The organism is Pseudonocardia sp. N23 (assembly GCF_002583555.1).
Lineage (GTDB): Bacteria > Actinomycetota > Actinomycetes > Mycobacteriales > Pseudonocardiaceae > Pseudonocardia.
The window spans coordinates 300,953-318,035 of the sequence record NZ_BEGX01000114.1; the positions used below are offsets into that span (position 1 = coordinate 300,953).

Sequence of the window (17,083 nt, forward strand, 5' to 3'; positions counted from 1 at the left end):
CGTGCTCACCGCCGCCCTGTTCGGGCTGTTGGCCGACCGGCACCTCGGGGCCCACGTGTTCGATCCCGCCAACGGCGGCGCGATCCTGTGGCAGCACCTGTTCTGGTTCTTCGGTCATCCCGAGGTCTACATCGTCGCGCTGCCGTTCTTCGGGATCGTGACCGAGGTGTTCCCCGTCTTCAGCCGCAAACCCCTGTTCGGATACAAGGGAATGATCTTCGCGACCCTGACGATCGCCGTGCTGTCCGCGGCCGTGTGGGCGCACCACATGTTCGCGACCGGCGCAGTGCTGCTCGCCTTCTTCTCCCTGACCAGCTTCCTGATAGCGGTGCCAACCGGGATCAAGTTCGTCAACTGGATCGGAACGATGTGGCGCGGCAAACTCACGTTCGAGACGCCGATGCTGTTCGCGATCGGCTTCGCCGCCACCTTCCTGTTCGGCGGGATGACCGGCGTCCTGCTCGCCTCGCCGCCGGTGAACTTCCACGTCACCGACACCTACTTCGTCGTCGCCCACTTCCACTACGTGCTGTTCGGGACGATCGTGTTCGCCACCTACTCCGGCATCTACTTCTGGTTCCCGAAGATGACCGGCCGGATGATGGACGAGACGCTCGGCAAGGTCCACTTCTGGCTGACGTTCATCGGCTTCCACACCACGTTCCTGGTGCAGCACTGGCTGGGCAACGAGGGCATGCCGCGTCGTTACGTCGACTACCTGCCCACCGACGGCTTCACCACGCTGAACACGATCTCCTCGATCGGCGCGTTCGTCCTGGGGGCCTCGACCCTGCCGTTCATCTGGAACGTGTTCCGGTCCTACCGGTACGGGCGGGTCGTGACGGTGGACGACCCCTGGGGTTTCGGCAACTCGCTGGAGTGGGCCACGTCGTGCCCGCCGCCGCGGCACAACTTCACCGAGCTGCCCCGGATCCGTTCCGAGCGCCCGGCGTTCGAGCTGCACCACCCGCACCTCGTCGAGCAGTTCCGGCGGGAAGCCCATGGCGGCGGTAGGCGGTCCGGCCGGACCGCCGTGTCGGAGGCCGCGGCGGCGACGGTGCAGCACGACTCCGAGGAGCGCCCGCGATGAACTCCGACCCGACGCCCGAAGCAGAGCTGGTCTGGGAGAACGAGGGTGGTCAGCTGCGCCTGCGTCCGGCCCACCGGCCCCGGACCGGACCAGCCGCCACCCTGCCCCCGCCCCGGGACAGGAACGTGGCACCCGGCACGACCATCCGGCTCCCGCCGACACCGTCCGACGTGCGATGAGTCACGCCGGCGCAGGCATTGCCTCGCACGGCGATCGGGCAGGACACGACGGAGGTGTGGGGTGCTCAGCGAGCACGAGGAGAGGATGCTCGCCGGGATCGAACGCCGACTCCTGATCGAGGACCCGGCGCTCCTACGCGCCTTCGGCGCGCCGACACACCGCATCAGAGCTGCCGACCACGGCTGGGGCCCCGCCCTCGCCGTCGCTCGTGGTGCCGTGGGGGTCCCTGATGAGCCCCGCCGCGCCACCGCCGGAGTCCCCGCCCGACGAGCCCTTGTCGATGCTGCAGGAGTGCTGGCCCGGCAGGTTCAGGACGGTGACGTGCTTCTCGACTCCGTTCGTCCAGCACGGCGCCCGACACCACCCGGCCCGCACGTGATGCGATGGTGTCTGCGGCGACTGCCCCTGCTGAGACTGCTTTGCCAGGTCGAGGCGCCGCACTACTCTCCGTCGAGACGGGAGATCGAAGTGGTGACGGACCAGGGGCAGCAGGGGCCGCGTCCGCAGGTCGTGACGCCGGCGGCGGATGAGTTGTGGCTGGTAGAGGTGGCTCGGGCGGCGAGCCGCGAGGCCGGCGGGGTTCCGGTCGAGCTTCTCGGGGACTACCTGACGCTCCTCGCCGAGGCCGCCACCACGGGACGCAGACCCGCCCCCTTCGAACTCGACGCGGTGGAAGTGCTGGGCCGGCGGGCAGCCGAGCTCGGCGTGTCCGCAGGCAACGCCGTGCAGCTCTACCTCTCGGCAGCCAAACAGCTGTGGGCGGAGCTCCCGATGGTGATCCGCTCGCGCAACAGCGCAGCCGTGCGCGAGGCGGCCGCAGCCGTGCTCCACGTGATCGACGCCGCGGTCGCGCGGCTGGCCGACGGACACAACGAGGTGCGCCGCGAGATGGTGCGCTGGGAGGAGACGCTGCGGCGCGAGTTCATCGACGACCTGCTCCGTGGTGACGCGGACGTGGGACGCCTCGTGGAACGGGCCGAACCGTTCGGGCTGGACATGGCCCGCGCCCACCAGGTGGCGTTGGCCGCCCCCACCGGGCGGCTGAACGAGGTCGACCCGGTGATCAGCTCCGTGGAACACGCCGTGGTCGATCACTTCGGTGATCGCGACGTCCTGGTCGCGACCAAGGACGGGTGGATCGTCGTCGTGGCCCCCGTCGACACCGCGGGATCGGCGACGCCGCGGACCGAGCTCGGCGAGTTCCTGCACGCCGAGCTGAGCCGCGCACCGCGGGGCCGTCCATGGCGGGTCGCCGTGGGCCGGCCCTATCCGGGGTCCTACGGAATCCCCCGTTCGTACGAGGAGGCACGCGAGGGGCTGGCCCTGGCGGTGCGGCTCCACCTGGACGCCCCGGTCATCCAAGCCGGGCAGCTGCTGATCTACCGCGTGCTGCTGCGGGACCAGCCCGCCATCGCCGATCTCGTCCAGGACGTCCTCGGCGCGCTGGTCCAGGCCCGCGGCGGGGCCGAACCGCTCCTCGCCACCCTGGACACGTACTTCACCAGCGGGGGCATCGCCACCGAAACCGCGCGTCGCCTGCACCTCTCCGTCCGCGCCGTCACCTATCGCCTCGACCGGGTCAAGACGCTCACCGGCCACGACCCCGCCGATCCCGCACAACGCTTCGCGATCCATGCCGCGGTCCTCGGCGCCAGACTGCTCGGCTGGCCGGACAAGGACCTGACCGTGTCACCCTGAGTCGGTCTACCGCGCGGGCGGGACCTGTGTCGCGATCCCCGGCCCGGCCGCCGGCGCGGGCTCGTCCCGGCCACGGCCCTTCTCCGGCCGCCGCCTCGGCCCCGACGCCGGCAGCCGTCCTACCCTCAGCCGTTGCCCGGCTCCTCGGCGAGGAGGTCCGCCAGCACGGCCGCCTGGCTGATCCCGACCGCCCGGGTGGCGGTGAGCAGGCACAACGGCCCCTGCTGCGCCAGGTCACGCAGACGCTGCAGCGCCGCGGCCCCCTCGGGCTCGCGGAGCTCGGTCCGGTACCTACGTCCGAACTCGGCGAACCGGGCCGGAACGTGGCCGTACCAGGAACGTAGCGCCGCCGACGGGGCGACCTGTCTGCACCACCCGTCCAGATCGGCCCGTGACGTCGTGAGACCACGGGGCCACAGGCGGTCGACCAGTATCCGGGCGCCGTCCCCCGCAGCCCGTGGGTCGTACACCCGTCCCGCCCGTATGCGCGGCAGCCCTGACATCGTCGCGTTCCTCTCCTCGTCGACGCCGGTCCCAGGGCGACGCCCGCGAGCCGGCGATCGGCCTCGACGGCCGGCGGCCGAGCCCGCGGACGGCACGCCGCTCTCCGGCGTCTCCCCAGATTGTCAGGACCGCACCGGAAACGGCGCAGTCGCGGCCCGGGCAGCCCCGGCGACCGTCCGGGACGACGGGCCTGCACGCGGACCGCCACCCGGACGCCAGGTCCGGCCCTCGACGCGGCGGCGGTACTTCCCCGGGCCCACCGCACGGTGGTTGTCGGGGCCCACCACCGGCCTCGGACGTCCGACGACGCCGGCCCGCGCTGCGGAGCACGCCCGGCAGGACAGCGGGGTGGATGCCCGGACCGACGTCCGATCGTCCCCGTCCCGGAGGCCCGTTGTCACCGACCAGGAGGCGCGTGTTGTCGCACGACGTGACGGAGATTGCCACCCGAGCCGACGATGCACTGCTGTGCCGGGAGGCGGCGCTGCTGCTCCGGGCGGGCGCGGCCAGCCCCGACGGAGAGGACCGGGGCCCACCGATGGATCGGCTGCTGATCGCCGTCAGCCGCGCGCCGGAGGCCGACCGGCCGTCGATCCCGACAGCGGTGCGCCGCGCCGCGGTCGAACTCGCTCGACATCTCGTGCGACGCTCCTCGCGGCCCGGGCCCCGGTGCCGCGGCGGCAGTCCTGAACGCGCCCGGCCGTCGTCGGACGCCCGTCGGCGGCGGGCCGTGGTCCGTCCCGGGCGTCGACCCCGTTCACCCCGTCGATCGAGCTCGGACGAATGGGGTGACCGGCGACCGACGGCCATGACGCGGTCGTGCCGGGTCGTCGTCACCGGGCTGGTGCCCGCGTGGACCCGCGGGGGGCGCGGCGGTGGACACCTCGTCCGGCGAGGTCTGGAGCGGGCGACGGGAATCGAACCCGCGTAGCCAGTTTGGAAGACTGGGGCTCTACCATTGAGCTACGCCCGCGTGGCCGGTCTCCCGGCCCCCTTCAGCGTAGCGGACCGCCTGCGACGGTCACCGCGTCCCCGGTCGAAGGTCACCGGGTCGTCGGGTCCCGCCGGCCGTCCTGCCAGGTCCGGCCATCGTCTCCTGGTCCCGAACGCGCGGATCGACGGGCCCGGGCACCGCCGACGGCCGTGTCCCGAGCGCCGCCGACGGCCGCCTCCGGCGGGGCGCGGACGCGGCGCGTCCACGTCCGGCTGCCCCGCCTGCGACGACGGGGCCTACACTTCCGCCGACGGGGTGTGGCGCAGCTTGGTAGCGCACTCGCTTTGGGAGCGAGGGGCCGTGGGTTCAAATCCCGCCACCCCGACCAGAACCGGCGCGCGATCGGCGGCGCCGTCGGCACGTGTCGTTTCCGTCCACGACGTCTGTCTCGTCGGGTCCTGGCGTGGTCCTCCTCAGAACGGCCGAGCGTCGTGACGGTCCAGCCCAGCGCCCACGACACCGGGACGGGCAGCGCCCACCCGATCCGGTGGCGCGGGCCGGCGGGCAGGGCCGCGGCCTGGACGGCGCCGAGCGGGATGCCGGTTGAGCAGGCCCATGAGGGCGAGGTCGGCGAGACCCGTCCGGTGGCCGACAGCTGCGCCTCCGAGCGTGAGACCCGCCGCCATGGCGATCGTCGACGCGGGGATCCAGCGGGCCGGGCGCAGCACGCCGAGGCTCGCGAGGCTATGCCCGGCGCCGAGGACGAGGCCGGTCAGGGCGCCGCCGAGCAGGGCGGAGGGGGCATGTCGTCGACAGGACCGGGGAGGCCACCGACGATCCTTGCGGCCGGGAACGCGAGGAAGCCGAGGGACCTGAGGCCGAGGCGCCGCCCGGTGCGGGTCGGGAGGGTCAGCTGTCGTGTCACGGGTGCAGCGTCGCGTGAGGCTCTGACGCTGCGCTGATGACGGGCTGACGCCGATGACCGACCTATGATCGGGATCGTGACGACCTTCATCCTGGTGGCCGGCTCGTTCCACGGCGGATGGTGCTGGCCGCGCACGGCGACGCTGCTGCGCGACCGCGGGCACACGGTGTTCACGCCGTCGCTGACCGGCATGGGTGAACGGGCGCACCTGACGACGTCGACGGGGATCGGGCTGCAGACCCATGTCGACGACGTCCTCGCGGTCGTCGACGCCGAGGAGCTCACCGAGGTCGTGCTGGTCGGGCACAGCTACGCGGGCGTGGTGGTGGGCAGCGTCATCGACCGGCGGCCGGAGCCGTTCCGCCGCGTCGTCTACCTGGACGCGCTGGTCCCGGAGGACGGCCGGTCGGTGATCGACCTGCTGGGGTCCGCCGGCGGCTACTTCCTCGACCGGGCCGACGTCGACGCGGGTGTCATCCCGCTCGACGAGGAGTCGCTGGACCGGTGGGGCCTGGCCGAGCCGGGCGACCGGGAATGGGTGCGCCGCCGGGCCAGCCCGCAGCCGCTCGCGACGTTCACCGACAAGGCCGTGATGTGCCGGTCGGCGACGGCGCCGGGCATCCCCGCGACGTACGTCTACTGCACCGTCAAGCCTCGTGTGGACCTGTTCACCGAGATCGCGGCGCGCGCGAAGGCCGATCCGGCGTGGAGCTACGTCGAGGTGGCGGGCCCGCACGACGCCATGATCACCCACCCGGTCGAGACCGCGGCGGTGCTCGCGGCCCTGTGAGCGCAGGGCCTATGCTCGGACCGTGCGTTCCACTCGCCTCACCTGGTGGCGGCTGCTCGTCGCAGCCGGATAGACGCACGTCCGCGGGCTGCACGAGCAGCCCGCGCCCCTCCTCGTCGGAGACCGGTCGGCTGCGCGTGCGGCCCCGATCCCCGAGGAGACGACCATGGATTCCTACGCCGCCACCGTCGCCCGCATGCCCGCCCTGCGCGGCGCGGTCGCCGCAGCGCCGCACGAACACCGGGTGCTGACGGGCGAGCGCCCGACCGGTCCGCTGCACCTGGGTCACCTGCTCGGCACGATCGTCGAGCGCGTCCGGCTGCAGCGCTCGGGCGTCGAGACGTTCGTGATCCTGGCCGACTACCAGGTGATCACCGATCGCGAGACCGCCGAGCACGTGGGCGAGCACGTCCGCGGCGCGGTGCTCGACCAGCTCGCCGCGGGCCTCGACCCGCAGGCCACGACGTTCTTCGTGCACTCCGCGGTCCCGGCGCTCAACCAGCTGATGCTGCCGTTCCTGAGCCTGGTCTCCGAGGCCGAGCTGCACCGCAACCCGACGGTCCGCGCCGAGCACGAGCTGTCGGGCCGTGCGCTGTCCGGGCTCATGCTCACCTACCCGGTGCACCAGGCCGCCGACATCCTGTTCTGCAAGGCCGACCTGGTGCCCGTCGGCAAGGACCAGCTGCCGCACGTCGAGCTGACCCGGGTGATCGCGCGCCGCTTCGCCGAGCGGTACGCCCCTGTTTTCCGGGCCCCGGAGCCGATGCTCACCGACGCCCCCGACATCCCCGGCCTCGACGGTCGGAAGATGTCGAAGTCGCGGGGCAACGCGATCGTCCTCGGCATGTCACCCGACGAGACCGCCGCCATGATCCGCAAGGCCCGCACCGACACTGACCGGCGGATCACGTTCGACCCGGACGACCGCCCGGAGGTGTCGGGCCTGCTGTCGACGGCCGCGCTCTGCACCGGGCGCGCGCCGGCCGAGGTCGCGGACGAGATCGGCGACGGCGGCGCGGGCCTGCTCAAGAAGGTGACGACCGAGGCCGTCAACACCTTCCTGGCCCCGCACCGGGCCCGGCGTGCCGAGCTGGCCGCCGATCCCGGGCTCGTCGACGACGTCCTGCGGCGCGGTAACGCCCGGGCCGTCCGGATCGCGGAGGCCACCCTCGACGAGGTGCGCGGCGCGATGGGGATGCGCTACTGAGCGTCGCGAGCGGGTTCGCGCAGGAACGCCGACAGGACGACGGCGAGGACGGGCACGACGGCGAGGGCGACCAGCGCGCCGCGCGGCCCGTGCGCGTCGGCGACCAGGCCGAGCAACGGCAGGAACAGCCCGCCCGCGCTGACGGCCAGCCCGAGGGTGACACCGGCGGCCGTGCCGGGGCGCGACGGCAGGTAGTCCTGACCCAGCTTCACGAGGACGGCGAACGGGATGTTGGTGACCAGCCCGACGAGCAGGGCCAGCGGGAGTGCTCCGTACTGGTTGCCGCACCACAACATCGCGACGAGCGCGGGGATCAGCAGGACGTTGCCGAGCCGGACCGTGCGCACCATCCCGATGCGGTCGGCGATCCGGCCACCGGTCAGGGTGCCGAGCACTCCCCCGGCCAGCTACAGCGTCAGCGCGGTCCCGCCCAGCGCGGGCGTGGCGCCGAGGTCGCGGATCCAGTACAGCGCGATGAAGGTGTTGACCCCGAACGCCACCGTCGACCGCACGACCTCGACGGCGGTCAGCGTCGCGAACAGCCGCGGCCTGTCGACACCGGTGCGCACCGCCGCGGTGGCGGCGTGCGGGAGGGTGCGGCGCTGGTGGCGCAACAGCACGAACGCCATCAGCACCGCCGGCGGGATGAACAGCGCCGTGGCACCGACGCCGAACGCGTCGAGGGCGGGCGTCGCGAGCGCCGGGGCGACGAAGAAGCCGACGCTGCCGCCCGCGGCGAAGTAGCTCATCGCGGTGGCGCTGCCCCCGGCGGCGATGCGGGCGTCGCGGCCCGCGGGCGGGTGGAACATCGCGACGCCCAGCCCCGAGACCAGCAACGACAGGAACATCAGGGGGTACGACGGCACGAGCCCGGCGACGCCCGCGCCGATCCCGGCGAGTGCCAGCCCGAGCGGCGACATCCACGGCAGCCGGCGCCGGTCCGCAAGCAGGCCGACGGCGATCTGCGGCAGCGCGCTGCCCAGCGTCGCGGCGAGGGCGAGCCCGGAGGCGCCGACGTAGCCGACGTCGCGCTGCAGCACGAAGTACGGGACGGCCGCGGGGACGATGCCCTGGTAGAAGTCGTCGACGGCATGGGCGGTGGCCCACAGCCGCATGCGTCGCCACGGCGAGGCCGCGACCGGCGCGAGTGTCTCGGAAGTGCTCACCCGACCACGATCACGTCCCACGAGGCGACGGGCTTCCGATAATCTGCCGTTCGATGTCGCAGATCCGCCACTCGCCGAACGCGCCCACCCTGGTGGAGTCGCACGTCGCCGGCGACGTCATCGACCGCCACCGCCACGACGACCACCAGCTCATCTACGTCAGCACCGGCGTGCTGGCGATCCGTACCGCCCGCGGCGCATGGGTCGCCTCCAGCGACCGCGCCGTCTGGGTCCCCGCGGGCATCTGGCACGAGCACCGCTTCTACGGGCGCACGTCCCTGCACTCGCTCGGCTTCCCCGTCGACGACGCTCCCCTGCCCGACGACTCCCCGACGGTCCTCGCCGTCGGCGGGCTCCTGCGGGAGCTGCTCATCGCCTGTACCGAGCCCGGCCTGCCCGTGCCCGAGTCGCAGCGGCTGCGCGCGGTGCTCGCCGACCGGCTCCGGCGCGCCGTCGTGCAGCCGCTGGTACTGCCGACGCCCACCGACCCCCGGCTCGTCGACGCCTGCCGGCTCGTCGAGTCCGACCTGCGCAAGCCGGTGGGGCTCACCGAGCTGGCGCGGTCCGTCGGTGCCGGGGAACGCACCCTGACCAGGCTGTTCCGTACCGAGTTCGGCATGACCTACCCGCAGTGGCGCACCGCGATCCGGGTGTTCCACGCGATGATCCACCTCGCCGAGGGTGCGACGGTCACCGCGACGGCCCACCGCTGCGGCTTCGCGACGGCCAGTGCCTTCGTCGACACCTTCGCCCGCACGATGGGCCACACCCCCGGCGCCCACCGCCTCACCCCGCACGCCGGCGAGCTCGATCTCAGACTGCTGTGATCATGGTCGGAGGTCGTGGCTCATCGGGCGCCGACGAACCGGTAGGCCTCCTGCGTGAGCAGGCGCCAGGCGTCGGGGTCGGCGCCGTGGACCGTGACCCATTCCTTCATCGGGCGGCCTCTGCCGGCGTCGAACGGCCCGCCCTCCCCTGTCGCGACGAGCCCGGTGACGCGGTCGCGGGGCAGCTTCAGGACGAGGGCGCCGCGGACGAGCATCGCGAAGATCGAGCCGTCGACCTTCAGGGCGTGCGAGCCGAACCGGCCCGTCGACCCGGGCGGGGTCACGCCGGGGCGGCCCACGAACTCGTCGACCAGCTGTTCGAACAGCTCCTCCACCGTCTCCACCCGCGCAGCACACCACAGGCCCCCGACACGACCGATGAGTCTGCGACGCCACAGCGGTCGGCACTCCGGACAGCAACACCGGACGACGGGAGAGGACTACCTCATGGCACTGCCCCGGATCGCGAGCCGCGACGAGTGGCTGGCCGCACGCACCGCACTGCTCGCCGAGGAGAAGGAGCTGACCCGGGCCCGCGACGCGCTGAACACCCGTCGCCGCGAGCTGCCCATGGTCGAGATCGAGAAGGACTACCGGTTCACCGGCCCCGAGGGCGAGGTGGGCCTGCTCGACCTGTTCGAGGGACGGCGCCAGCTCATGGTGGGCCACTTCATGTTCGACCCGTCGTGGGAGGACGGCTGCCCCAGCTGCACGGCGGGCGCCGAGGAGATGTCGCAGGGTTTGCTCGACCACCTGGCGACGCGCGACACCTCGCTGACCTACGTGTCGCGGGCGCCACTGGAGAAGATCGAGCGGTACAAGGCGAAGAAGGGCTGGACGTTCCGCTGGTACTCCTCCGGCGGCAGCGACTTCAACTACGACTTCCACGTCACGCTCGACGACTCCGTGCAGCCCGCCGAGTACAACTACCGGCCCGCCGCCGAGTACGGACCGACCTGGACCGGCGACACGCAGCCGTTCGAAATGCCCGGCCTGAGCTGCTTCCTCCGCGACGGCGACCGCGTCTTCCACACGTACTCGCAGTACGCGCGGGGCGCGGAGTCGACGGGCGGGTCGTACTACTTCCTGGACCTGACGGCGCTGGGCCGCCAGGAGGACTGGGAGATGCCCGAGGGCCGCGCCGATCTCGCCCGGACCACCCAGCCGGACTTCGCGTCGTGAGCGGCGACCGATGATTCCGCGGGGCCCGCGTCGTTGACACGGACATGAGCGACTTCAGCGCGCGGATGCAGGAGCACCGCCGCGAGCTGCACGTGCACTGCTACCGGATGCTCGGCTCGTTCGACGAGGCCGAGGACCTGGTGCAGGAGACCTTCCTGCGGGCGTGGAAGGCGCGCGGGCAGTTCGATGAGGCCACCAACCTGCGGGCCTGGCTCTACAGGATCGCGACGAACGCCTGCCTGGACGCGTTGCGGCGCAGGAAGCGCGCGGTCCCGAAGTCGGAGAGCCCGGCCGAGGTCACGTGGCTGCAGCCCTACCCGGACCAGCTGCTCGACGCGGTGGCGCCCAGCGACGAGCGGCCCGACGTCGTCGCGGTCGCCCGGGAGACGATCGGGCTGGCGTTCCTCGCCGCGATCCAGCTGCTCCCGGCCCGGCAGCGGGCGGTGCTGGTGCTGCGCGACGTGCTGGAGTGGTCGGCCGCCGAGACCGCGGACCTGCTGGAGATGACGGTCCCGGCGGCCAACAGCGCGCTGCAACGGGCCCGCGCGACGCTGCGGGAACGGCTGCCCGCCGACCACGGCGACTGGCAGGCGCCGCTGCCGACCGACGAGGAGCAGGCGCTGCTGGAGCGGTTCGTCCGCGCGCACACCACGGGCGACCCCGACGAGCTGGTGGCGCTGGTGCGCCACGACATCCGCGTCACCATGCCCCCGGCACCCATGGAGTACAACGGCCTCGACGAGCTGTGGCCGCTGTTCGAGCGGGCGACGTCCGGCTTCGACGGCGACTGGCGGCTGCTGCCCACCGCGGCCAACCGGATGCCGGCCGCGGCGAGCTACCTGCGCCCGCCAGGGGGAACCGAGTACCTGCCGTACAAGCTCGACGTGCTGCGGATCGTCGACGGCCGGATCGCCGAGATCACGACGTTCGGGCCGTCACGGTTCGCCGATCACGGGCTGCCCGCGGCGCTGGCGCCGTGAGGCCTGCTGCCGTGACGACCACACCCGGCAGCGGCGGGCACGAACGCGACGACGACGAGCCGCTCGGGCCGTGCGCTCGCCGCGAGCAGCCGGGCGGACGTCGCCGGGCCGACGTAGCCGATCGGTGCGCGCACCGGGGCGGGTCCTGTCCCGACGAGCAGGTGCGGACCAGGCTCGTCGGAGGGTCCCGGGTCAGGCCGCGGAGTGCGCGGGCGCCCCGTCCCACAGCCACTGCTCGGTCATCTCGTCGCCGCACTCCGGGCACGGCACCAGGAACCCCAGGCCGTCGATCCCGGGCAGTTCGGCCTCAACCTCGCAGCGGACGCACGTCCACCATCCGATCGCGCTCTTTCCGGCATCCATGACCGTCGATGGTAACTACACGTGTGTGGTTCGCCACCCCGCCACGCGCGGGAGGTGTCGTCGGACGCGTCCGTCTTGCCGGGACGTCCCCCCGGCTGCGACGCTTTTCCGATGGCAGGCCAGGACGCAGCCGACGCACCGGACGCCGTCGCCGACCTCGTCGAGTCCCAGCTCGCGGACGCCGGTGCCACGTGGACCGTCGGAGTCGGTGGTGCGCTCGCCGAGTTCGGACGCCGCCCCGCGGAACCCGTCGCCCGCGGGCCGCGCTGCGTCGTCACCGCGCGCGGTGGGGTGCGCCTCGACCTTCCCGACGGCGTCGAGGTCGTCGCCTACGAGACCCCGGCGGGCCCCGGCCAACGCTGGAACCACGCCATCTCGTTCTGCCTGCCGCCCGACGCGGCGCAGCGAGCCTCCCGCCACGTCGTGACCCGCGTCGGACCCGACGACGCCGCCATCCGGCCCCGCGACCGGGCCGCGATCCTCTACGACCTGGGCCTCGACATCCCCACCGTCGACGTGTTGGTCCGCACCGCCGACCCGGTCCTGCGCGAGGCCCTCGACAAGGTGTGCGGCGAACCGCTCGACTCCGAGACCGTGACGTCGGTCATCCGGCGCAGCCCGCACCGCGTCTTCGAGAGCGCCTGCGGGCGGGTCGAGGTATTCGCCCGCATCGCCCAGCCCGGCACCGACACCCCCGACGGCCCGCACACCCACGTCCGTCCCGAGCTGCTGCGTCCCGAGCGCACCCACCCCGGCGCCGCCCCGATCGGGCCCGGGCTGGTCACCTGCATGACCCTGCACCCGGCCCATCCCGTCACCGACGCCAACGGGCACGCCGTCGACTTCGACGAGGCCAGACATGCCGCCTTCCAGCGGATTCTCGACGTCTTCGGCGATCCCGTCGCGGGTGCCCACAAGGCCATGACCATCGCCGCGGTCCGCGAGGGAGTCGGCCCCGACCTGACGATGCTGCCGCGCGACCCGGCGTCCCGCGCCGCCGTCGCAGTGACGCTCCGTCAGCTTTTCCACACCGACGGGCCCTCCCCCACCCTGGACGTCTGGAGAGCCCGGCATCCGCCGGATGCCGGGCTGCTGCATCCGGACGGCTGAACATCAACGGCGCGTCGCTCCGGCCGCGCCGCGCGCGCTAACGAACAGCGGCGATTCACCGAGTGCATCCGCGGACGGGAAAGCCCAGATCGGACGCTGGTTCCGCGGTGCGCTGGTGGTATCGCGGGCGGCACGGTCGACCGGCCCGTCCGTGGGTCGCATGGTGCCCTCCCGCCAGCACCCACGGTCCACGCCGGCGTGCCCGCCGGCGTGGACCACCGGGCGACCTCGAGGTCACGCTCGTCACACTTCGTGCACGCGGCCCACGACCCGGACGGTGCGCCACGCCGTGGCCTGCGGGAACGATCGTCCCGTGCTGTCCGTTCCCTCCGTAGGATCGGGTCGCCGACGGCGGACCCACGACGAGGAGGGCTCATGGGCACGGTCGTGACCATCATCGTCCTGGTGGCGATCGTCGCCGGCGTGGTCTGGCTCGTCCGGCAGCGCACCGCGTCCCAGGCCCGCGAGCTCGAGGACTCTAAGGCCGAGGCACGTCGCTGGGTCGAGCGGCTCGGCGGGCAGGTCCTCAACCTCGTCGGGACCGACGAGGCGTCCAAGCAGGCCCTCGCCGACGCGGCCGAGCGCTACAACGCCGCCGGGTCCCAGATGGAGCAGGCCCGCACCGCCGCGCAGTGCCGGCAGGTCACCGAGACCGCCTACGAAGGCCTCTACTACGTCCGCGCCGCCCGCACCGCGATGGGCATCGACCCCGGACCCGAGCTGCCGCCGCTGCCCGGCCAGCAGCGCGCCGGCGCCGTCTCCGAGGAGCGTGACGTCGAGGTCGAGGGGCACTCCTACAGCGCCTCGCCCGATCCGTCGAACCGCAACCCGCACTACTACCCGGGCGGCGACGTCGCCGGGCGGCCCGTGCCCGCCGGCTGGTACTCCGAGCCGTGGTGGAAGCCCGCGCTCGTGGCCGGCGCGTGGGGCTTCGGCTCGATGATGCTGTTCAGCGCCATGTTCTCCGGGATGTCCGGTGTCGCCTACGCCGACGGGTACGCGGACGGCGCGGCCGCCGACGGGGGCGGCGACTACGGCGACGGGGGCGACGCCGGTGGCCAGGACTTCGGGGGCGACGGCGGCGGGGACTTCGGCGGCGGGGACTTCGGCGGCGGCGATTTCGGCGGCGGCGATTTCGGCGGCGGGGGTTTCGACTTCTGATCTTGGGGTAGTCCATGATCGCGGGGCCGACGACGCTCCCGCCCCACAGCAACCGGACTCGTCCGGATCTCCCCGTCGACCGGCTCGGTGCACCAGACCCGAGCCGGTCGACGCATGTCCGGGGCCTCTTCTCGCCGCCGATCCCGGCGCCGGACCGGTCCGGACCATGACCGAACCGGTCCGACGTCGAACTCGGTGAGCAGGTCGTGGCTACCGGACCGACGTCGCCGGCTGGCACGTCGGACACCAGAACAGGTTGCGGCCGGCGTGGTCGGAGTGCAGCACCGGCGTTCCGCACACGTGGCACGCCATCCCCTGCCGGCGGTAGACGTAGACCTCACCGCCGTGCCGGTCCTTGCGCCCCGGCTCCCCGCGCCGCCGCGGATCGTGCTGCGGGGCGACGGTGTCGATCCGGCCCTTGCGCACCCCGTCACGCATCAGCACCACCAGGTCGGCCCACATCGCGTCCCACGTCTCCCGTGGCAACGCCTTCCCCGGCAGCTGCGGGTCGATCCCGTGCCGGAACAACAGCTCTGCCCGGTAGACGTTCCCCACCCCGGCGACGACCTTCTGGTCCATCAGCAACGTCGCCAACGGGGACGACGAGCGCCCGATCCGGGCCCACGCCAGGTCCGGGTCGGCGTCGCGGCGCAACGGGTCCGGGCCCAGCCGGGCCCTGACCGCGCGCACCTCGGCGTCCGTGATCAGCTCGCACGCCGTCGGCCCCCGCAGGTCGGCCCAGTGCGTCGCGCCGACGATCCGCATCCGCACCTGACCCCACGGCTCCGGCGGCGCACCGCCCGGCTCGTCGAGCGGCTTCTCGTCGAACGTCCCGTACAGGCCCAGGTGCACGTGCACGACCCGGTCGCGGCCGTAGCGGTGGAACAGGTGCTTACCGTGCGCGTCGGCCTTCGTCAGGACCTCGCCGTCGAGCAGCGCCGCCGACGCCTCGAACCGCCCCTGCGGGCTGCTCACCCGCACCGGGGCCCGCCCGAACAGCCGGCCGTGGCGCCGTGCCAGCCGGTGCAGCGTGTGACCCTCCGGCACCGGTCAGGCGCTCGGCAGCGGCGGGTAGTCGTGGTTGTTCTCGAACTCGGCCAGGATGTCGATGCGGCGCTGGTGGCGCGGCTCGTTCGAGAACGGCGTCGTCACGAACGCGTCGACGATCGCCTTCGCCTCGTCCTCCGAGTGCATCCGCGCCCCGATGCCGACGACGTGCGCGTTGTTGTGCTCCCGCGCCAGCGTCGCCGTCTCGACGTTCCAGGCCAGTGCTGCCCGGCAGCCCGGCACCTTGTTGGCCGAGATCTGCTCGCCGTTGCCCGAACCGCCGAGCACGACTCCCAGCGAGCCCTCGTCGGCGACCACGCGCCGCCCCGTCTCCAGGCAGAACGCCGGATAGTCGTCCTGGGCGTCGTAGGCCAGGGCCCCGACGTCGACGACCTCGTGACCGGCACCCGACAGGTGCTCGATCAGCACGGTCTTGAGCTCGAAACCGGCATGGTCAGAACCGAGATACACGCGCACGGGCAGAATCCTGCCCCATGACGGAGGTCGCGGGTGTCGACGGGTCGCCGGGCGGTTGGGTCGTCGCCCGCGTGCGGCCGGGAGGCGTCCGGTGGGACGTGGTGCCCGACGCCGCCGCCGTCCTGGCCGGGACCGCCGGGTGCGCCGCGGTGGGCGTCGACATCCCGCTCGGTGTGCACGCCACCGCCGCCCGCCGCGCATGCGACGACGTCACGGCCCGCCGGCTCGGCCGGGCCCGCTCGTCGGTGTTCCCCGCTCCACCACGCGAGGTCCTCACCGCGCCCGACCACCCCACCGCCTGCGAACGGGCGCGGGCGTTGACGGGCAAGGCCATCAGCCTGCAGACCTTCCACATCGCGCCGCGCATCCTCGACTGGGACGCCGTCCTCGACCGCCCCGCGAACGTCGTCGAGGTGCACCCCGAGCTGGCGCTGCGCACCCTCGCCCCCGACGTCACCTTCACGTCGAAGAAGACCGCGCGCGGTGTGGGACAACGCATCGCGGCCCTCGCCCGCTGGGTCGACCCCGCCCTCGCGCTCGCCGACCTGCCGGCGGGCGCCCGCCTCGACGACATCCTCGACGCCCTCGCCGCCGCCTGGTCGGCGCAGCGTTTCGCGCGCGGGGAGGCCGAGATCCTGGGCCCCGAACGCGACGACCGCGGCCGCCCCATGTGCGTCGTCGTCTGAGCCCGGTCGGCCGGCCCGTCCCTGCCGGGTCCGACATGGGACCGGTTCCGACGCGGGCGGGACCGGGCTCGTGCCGAACTCGACGAGACGACGTCGAGGGCCCGGCTCGAACGCGGGGCTCGGTGCCGGGCGCCTCCGAGCTCGACGCCGGGCGCCGCCGGGGCTCAGCGCCGGGTGCCGCCGCCGAGCAGGCCGCCCAGGAGATCGCCCAGGCCGCCGCCGAGGGCCCCGCCCTGGTTGCCGCCCTGGCCGCCACCGGCTCCGCCGAGGATGCCGCCCAGCAGGTCGCCGAGGCCGCCCCCGCCACCACCGAGCGCGCCGCCGGCACCGCCACCACCCGCCGCGGCCCCGCCCAGCTTCTTCGCCAGGTAGGACATCACGATCGGGGCGAGCAGCGGCAGCAGCTTGCTCATCAGCCCGCCGCTCCCGCCGCCGAGACCGCCGAGCTGGTTGATCACCTGGTCCTGGTTCGACCCGAAGACGTGGCTGACGATCTTCTGCCCATCCCCGGTGTCGACGTCACCCAGGTCGACGCCGCCGTCGAGCAGCGAGCTGCTGTGCTGGTCGACGGCCTGGGCGAACGACGCGGCGCCCCCCGGGTCATCGGTGTTGGCCTGGATGCCGCCCAGCAGGGCGGGCAGGGCCTGCCGGGTCGCCTGCTCGGCCGTGGCCTCGTCGGTGCCCAACTGGGCTGCGAGGTCGCTCAAGGGAATCTGCGACAGGATCTCGTCCACCGGACTCATGGCCGGAGCGTAG

General features: G+C 73.2%; 19 protein-coding genes, 2 tRNA genes and 1 pseudogene. 12 read left to right on the top strand and 10 right to left on the bottom strand.

Annotated elements, in window-relative coordinates; genetic code table 11:
* The 3 genes and pseudogenes from TOK_RS34465 to TOK_RS25840 form a co-directional block, all read left to right on the top strand.
* A partial coding sequence (locus tag TOK_RS34465) for a cbb3-type cytochrome c oxidase subunit I (RefSeq protein ID WP_253258638.1) occupies positions 1–1,090 on the top strand: 1,090 nt, incomplete at its 5' end.
* Between the two features lie 240 nt (positions 1,091–1,330).
* Positions 1,331–1,480, top strand: a pseudogene (locus tag TOK_RS35535) (DUF3040 domain-containing protein); the annotation flags it as partial.
* Between the two features lie 261 nt (positions 1,481–1,741).
* Positions 1,742–2,968, top strand: a complete 1,227-nt coding sequence (locus TOK_RS25840; protein WP_253258639.1) for a CdaR family transcriptional regulator — start codon at positions 1,742–1,744, stop codon at positions 2,966–2,968.
* 125 nt (positions 2,969–3,093) lie between these two features.
* Here TOK_RS25840 and TOK_RS25845 read toward each other — a convergent pair whose 3' ends face one another.
* Positions 3,094–3,471 (bottom strand): DUF488 family protein, encoded by a 378-nt coding sequence (locus tag TOK_RS25845; protein WP_098960559.1) that lies wholly within the window; start codon positions 3,469–3,471, stop codon positions 3,094–3,096.
* Between the two features lie 900 nt (positions 3,472–4,371).
* Positions 4,372–4,445, bottom strand: a tRNA-Gly gene (locus tag TOK_RS25850).
* A 272-nt stretch (positions 4,446–4,717) separates the two neighbouring features.
* On the opposite strand from TOK_RS25850, the gene TOK_RS25855 reads away from it, so the two are divergent.
* From TOK_RS25855 to trpS, 3 genes are all read left to right on the top strand, one after another.
* A tRNA-Pro gene (locus TOK_RS25855) sits at positions 4,718–4,794 on the top strand.
* Positions 4,795–5,407: 613 nt separating this feature from the next.
* On the top strand, positions 5,408–6,121 hold the full coding sequence (locus tag TOK_RS25865) for an alpha/beta hydrolase (protein WP_172457786.1): 714 nt from the start codon (positions 5,408–5,410) through the stop codon (positions 6,119–6,121).
* A 166-nt stretch (positions 6,122–6,287) separates the two neighbouring features.
* On the top strand, positions 6,288–7,328 hold the full coding sequence (trpS, locus tag TOK_RS25870) for a tryptophan--tRNA ligase (RefSeq protein WP_098960562.1): 1,041 nt from the start codon (positions 6,288–6,290) through the stop codon (positions 7,326–7,328).
* Here trpS and TOK_RS33570 read toward each other — a convergent pair.
* Complete coding sequence (locus TOK_RS33570) at positions 7,322–7,723, bottom strand: hypothetical protein (protein ID WP_216362104.1); 402 nt, start codon at positions 7,721–7,723, stop codon at positions 7,322–7,324. The two genes, trpS and TOK_RS33570, sit on opposite strands and share 7 nt — an antisense overlap.
* A gap of 12 nt (positions 7,724–7,735) precedes the next feature.
* The gene (locus TOK_RS33575; RefSeq protein WP_216362105.1) at positions 7,736–8,494 is read right to left on the bottom strand and encodes an MFS transporter; all 759 of its coding nucleotides are present in this window, start codon (positions 8,492–8,494) and stop codon (positions 7,736–7,738) included.
* A 53-nt stretch (positions 8,495–8,547) separates the two neighbouring features.
* On the opposite strand from TOK_RS33575, the gene TOK_RS25880 reads away from it, so the two are divergent.
* Entirely contained in the window at positions 8,548–9,321 is a 774-nt protein-coding gene (locus tag TOK_RS25880) for a helix-turn-helix domain-containing protein (protein WP_098960563.1), read from the top strand.
* A gap of 20 nt (positions 9,322–9,341) precedes the next feature.
* On the opposite strand, the gene TOK_RS25885 is transcribed toward TOK_RS25880, so the two are convergent.
* Positions 9,342–9,665, bottom strand: coding sequence for a hypothetical protein (locus TOK_RS25885; RefSeq protein WP_098960564.1), 324 nt, complete (start codon positions 9,663–9,665; stop codon positions 9,342–9,344).
* A gap of 103 nt (positions 9,666–9,768) precedes the next feature.
* Between TOK_RS25885 and TOK_RS25890 the strand changes: the two genes are divergently transcribed.
* Both TOK_RS25890 and TOK_RS25895 read left to right on the top strand, forming a co-directional pair.
* Positions 9,769–10,503: a DUF899 domain-containing protein gene (locus tag TOK_RS25890; RefSeq protein WP_098960565.1), complete on the top strand. Its 735-nt coding sequence runs from the start codon at positions 9,769–9,771 to the stop codon at positions 10,501–10,503.
* Positions 10,504–10,547: 44 nt separating this feature from the next.
* The gene (locus TOK_RS25895) at positions 10,548–11,483 is read left to right on the top strand and encodes an RNA polymerase subunit sigma-70 (RefSeq protein ID WP_098960566.1); all 936 of its coding nucleotides are present in this window, start codon (positions 10,548–10,550) and stop codon (positions 11,481–11,483) included.
* Here the strand turns inward: TOK_RS25895 and TOK_RS32955 are convergent.
* Together TOK_RS32955 and TOK_RS32960 are read right to left on the bottom strand one after the other, a co-directional pair.
* On the bottom strand, positions 11,453–11,617 hold the full coding sequence (locus tag TOK_RS32955; protein ID WP_172457787.1) for a hypothetical protein: 165 nt from the start codon (positions 11,615–11,617) through the stop codon (positions 11,453–11,455). The two genes, TOK_RS25895 and TOK_RS32955, sit on opposite strands and share 31 nt — an antisense overlap.
* A 58-nt stretch (positions 11,618–11,675) precedes the next feature.
* Positions 11,676–11,846, bottom strand: coding sequence for a hypothetical protein (locus TOK_RS32960; protein WP_172457788.1), 171 nt, complete (start codon positions 11,844–11,846; stop codon positions 11,676–11,678).
* Positions 11,847–11,957: 111 nt separating this feature from the next.
* Between TOK_RS32960 and TOK_RS25900 the strand changes: the two genes are divergently transcribed.
* Together TOK_RS25900 and TOK_RS25905 are read left to right on the top strand one after the other, a co-directional pair.
* Positions 11,958–12,956 (top strand): hypothetical protein, encoded by a 999-nt coding sequence (locus TOK_RS25900; protein ID WP_098960567.1) that lies wholly within the window; start codon positions 11,958–11,960, stop codon positions 12,954–12,956.
* A 375-nt stretch (positions 12,957–13,331) separates the two neighbouring features.
* Positions 13,332–14,117, top strand: a complete 786-nt coding sequence (locus TOK_RS25905; protein ID WP_098960568.1) for a hypothetical protein — start codon at positions 13,332–13,334, stop codon at positions 14,115–14,117.
* Positions 14,118–14,327: 210 nt separating this feature from the next.
* On the opposite strand, the gene TOK_RS25910 is transcribed toward TOK_RS25905, so the two are convergent.
* Both TOK_RS25910 and TOK_RS25915 read right to left on the bottom strand, forming a co-directional pair.
* Positions 14,328–15,164 (bottom strand): Fpg/Nei family DNA glycosylase, encoded by an 837-nt coding sequence (locus TOK_RS25910; RefSeq protein WP_098960569.1) that lies wholly within the window; start codon positions 15,162–15,164, stop codon positions 14,328–14,330.
* Positions 15,165–15,167: 3 nt separating this feature from the next.
* Complete coding sequence (locus TOK_RS25915; RefSeq protein WP_098960570.1) at positions 15,168–15,641, bottom strand: ribose-5-phosphate isomerase; 474 nt, start codon at positions 15,639–15,641, stop codon at positions 15,168–15,170.
* 17 nt (positions 15,642–15,658) lie between these two features.
* On the opposite strand from TOK_RS25915, the gene TOK_RS25920 reads away from it, so the two are divergent.
* Positions 15,659–16,327: a DUF429 domain-containing protein gene (locus TOK_RS25920; protein ID WP_098960571.1), complete on the top strand. Its 669-nt coding sequence runs from the start codon at positions 15,659–15,661 to the stop codon at positions 16,325–16,327.
* 164 nt (positions 16,328–16,491) lie between these two features.
* On the opposite strand, the gene TOK_RS25925 is transcribed toward TOK_RS25920, so the two are convergent.
* A complete protein-coding gene (locus tag TOK_RS25925) occupies positions 16,492–17,070 on the bottom strand; it encodes a DUF937 domain-containing protein (RefSeq protein ID WP_098960572.1) in 579 nt (192 codons plus the stop codon).
* Between the last annotated feature and the right edge of the window lie 13 nt (positions 17,071–17,083).

Excerpts from the sequence above, each read along its gene's own strand:
- TOK_RS25880 (WP_098960563.1), top strand. The coding sequence starts at position 8,548 with ATGTCGCAGATCCGCCACTCGCCGAACGCGCCCACCCTGGTGGAGTCG.
- TOK_RS25895 (WP_098960566.1), top strand. The coding sequence starts at position 10,548 with ATGAGCGACTTCAGCGCGCGGATGCAGGAGCACCGCCGCGAGCTGCAC.
- TOK_RS25925 (WP_098960572.1), bottom strand. The coding sequence starts at position 17,070 with ATGAGTCCGGTGGACGAGATCCTGTCGCAGATTCCCTTGAGCGACCTC.
- TOK_RS25920 (WP_098960571.1), top strand. The coding sequence starts at position 15,659 with ATGACGGAGGTCGCGGGTGTCGACGGGTCGCCGGGCGGTTGGGTCGTC.
- TOK_RS25905 (WP_098960568.1), top strand. The coding sequence starts at position 13,332 with ATGGGCACGGTCGTGACCATCATCGTCCTGGTGGCGATCGTCGCCGGC.
- TOK_RS25900 (WP_098960567.1), top strand. The coding sequence starts at position 11,958 with ATGGCAGGCCAGGACGCAGCCGACGCACCGGACGCCGTCGCCGACCTC.
- TOK_RS32960 (WP_172457788.1), bottom strand. The coding sequence starts at position 11,846 with ATGGATGCCGGAAAGAGCGCGATCGGATGGTGGACGTGCGTCCGCTGC.
- trpS (WP_098960562.1), top strand. The coding sequence starts at position 6,288 with ATGGATTCCTACGCCGCCACCGTCGCCCGCATGCCCGCCCTGCGCGGC.
- TOK_RS25845 (WP_098960559.1), bottom strand. The coding sequence starts at position 3,471 with ATGTCAGGGCTGCCGCGCATACGGGCGGGACGGGTGTACGACCCACGG.
- TOK_RS25890 (WP_098960565.1), top strand. The coding sequence starts at position 9,769 with ATGGCACTGCCCCGGATCGCGAGCCGCGACGAGTGGCTGGCCGCACGC.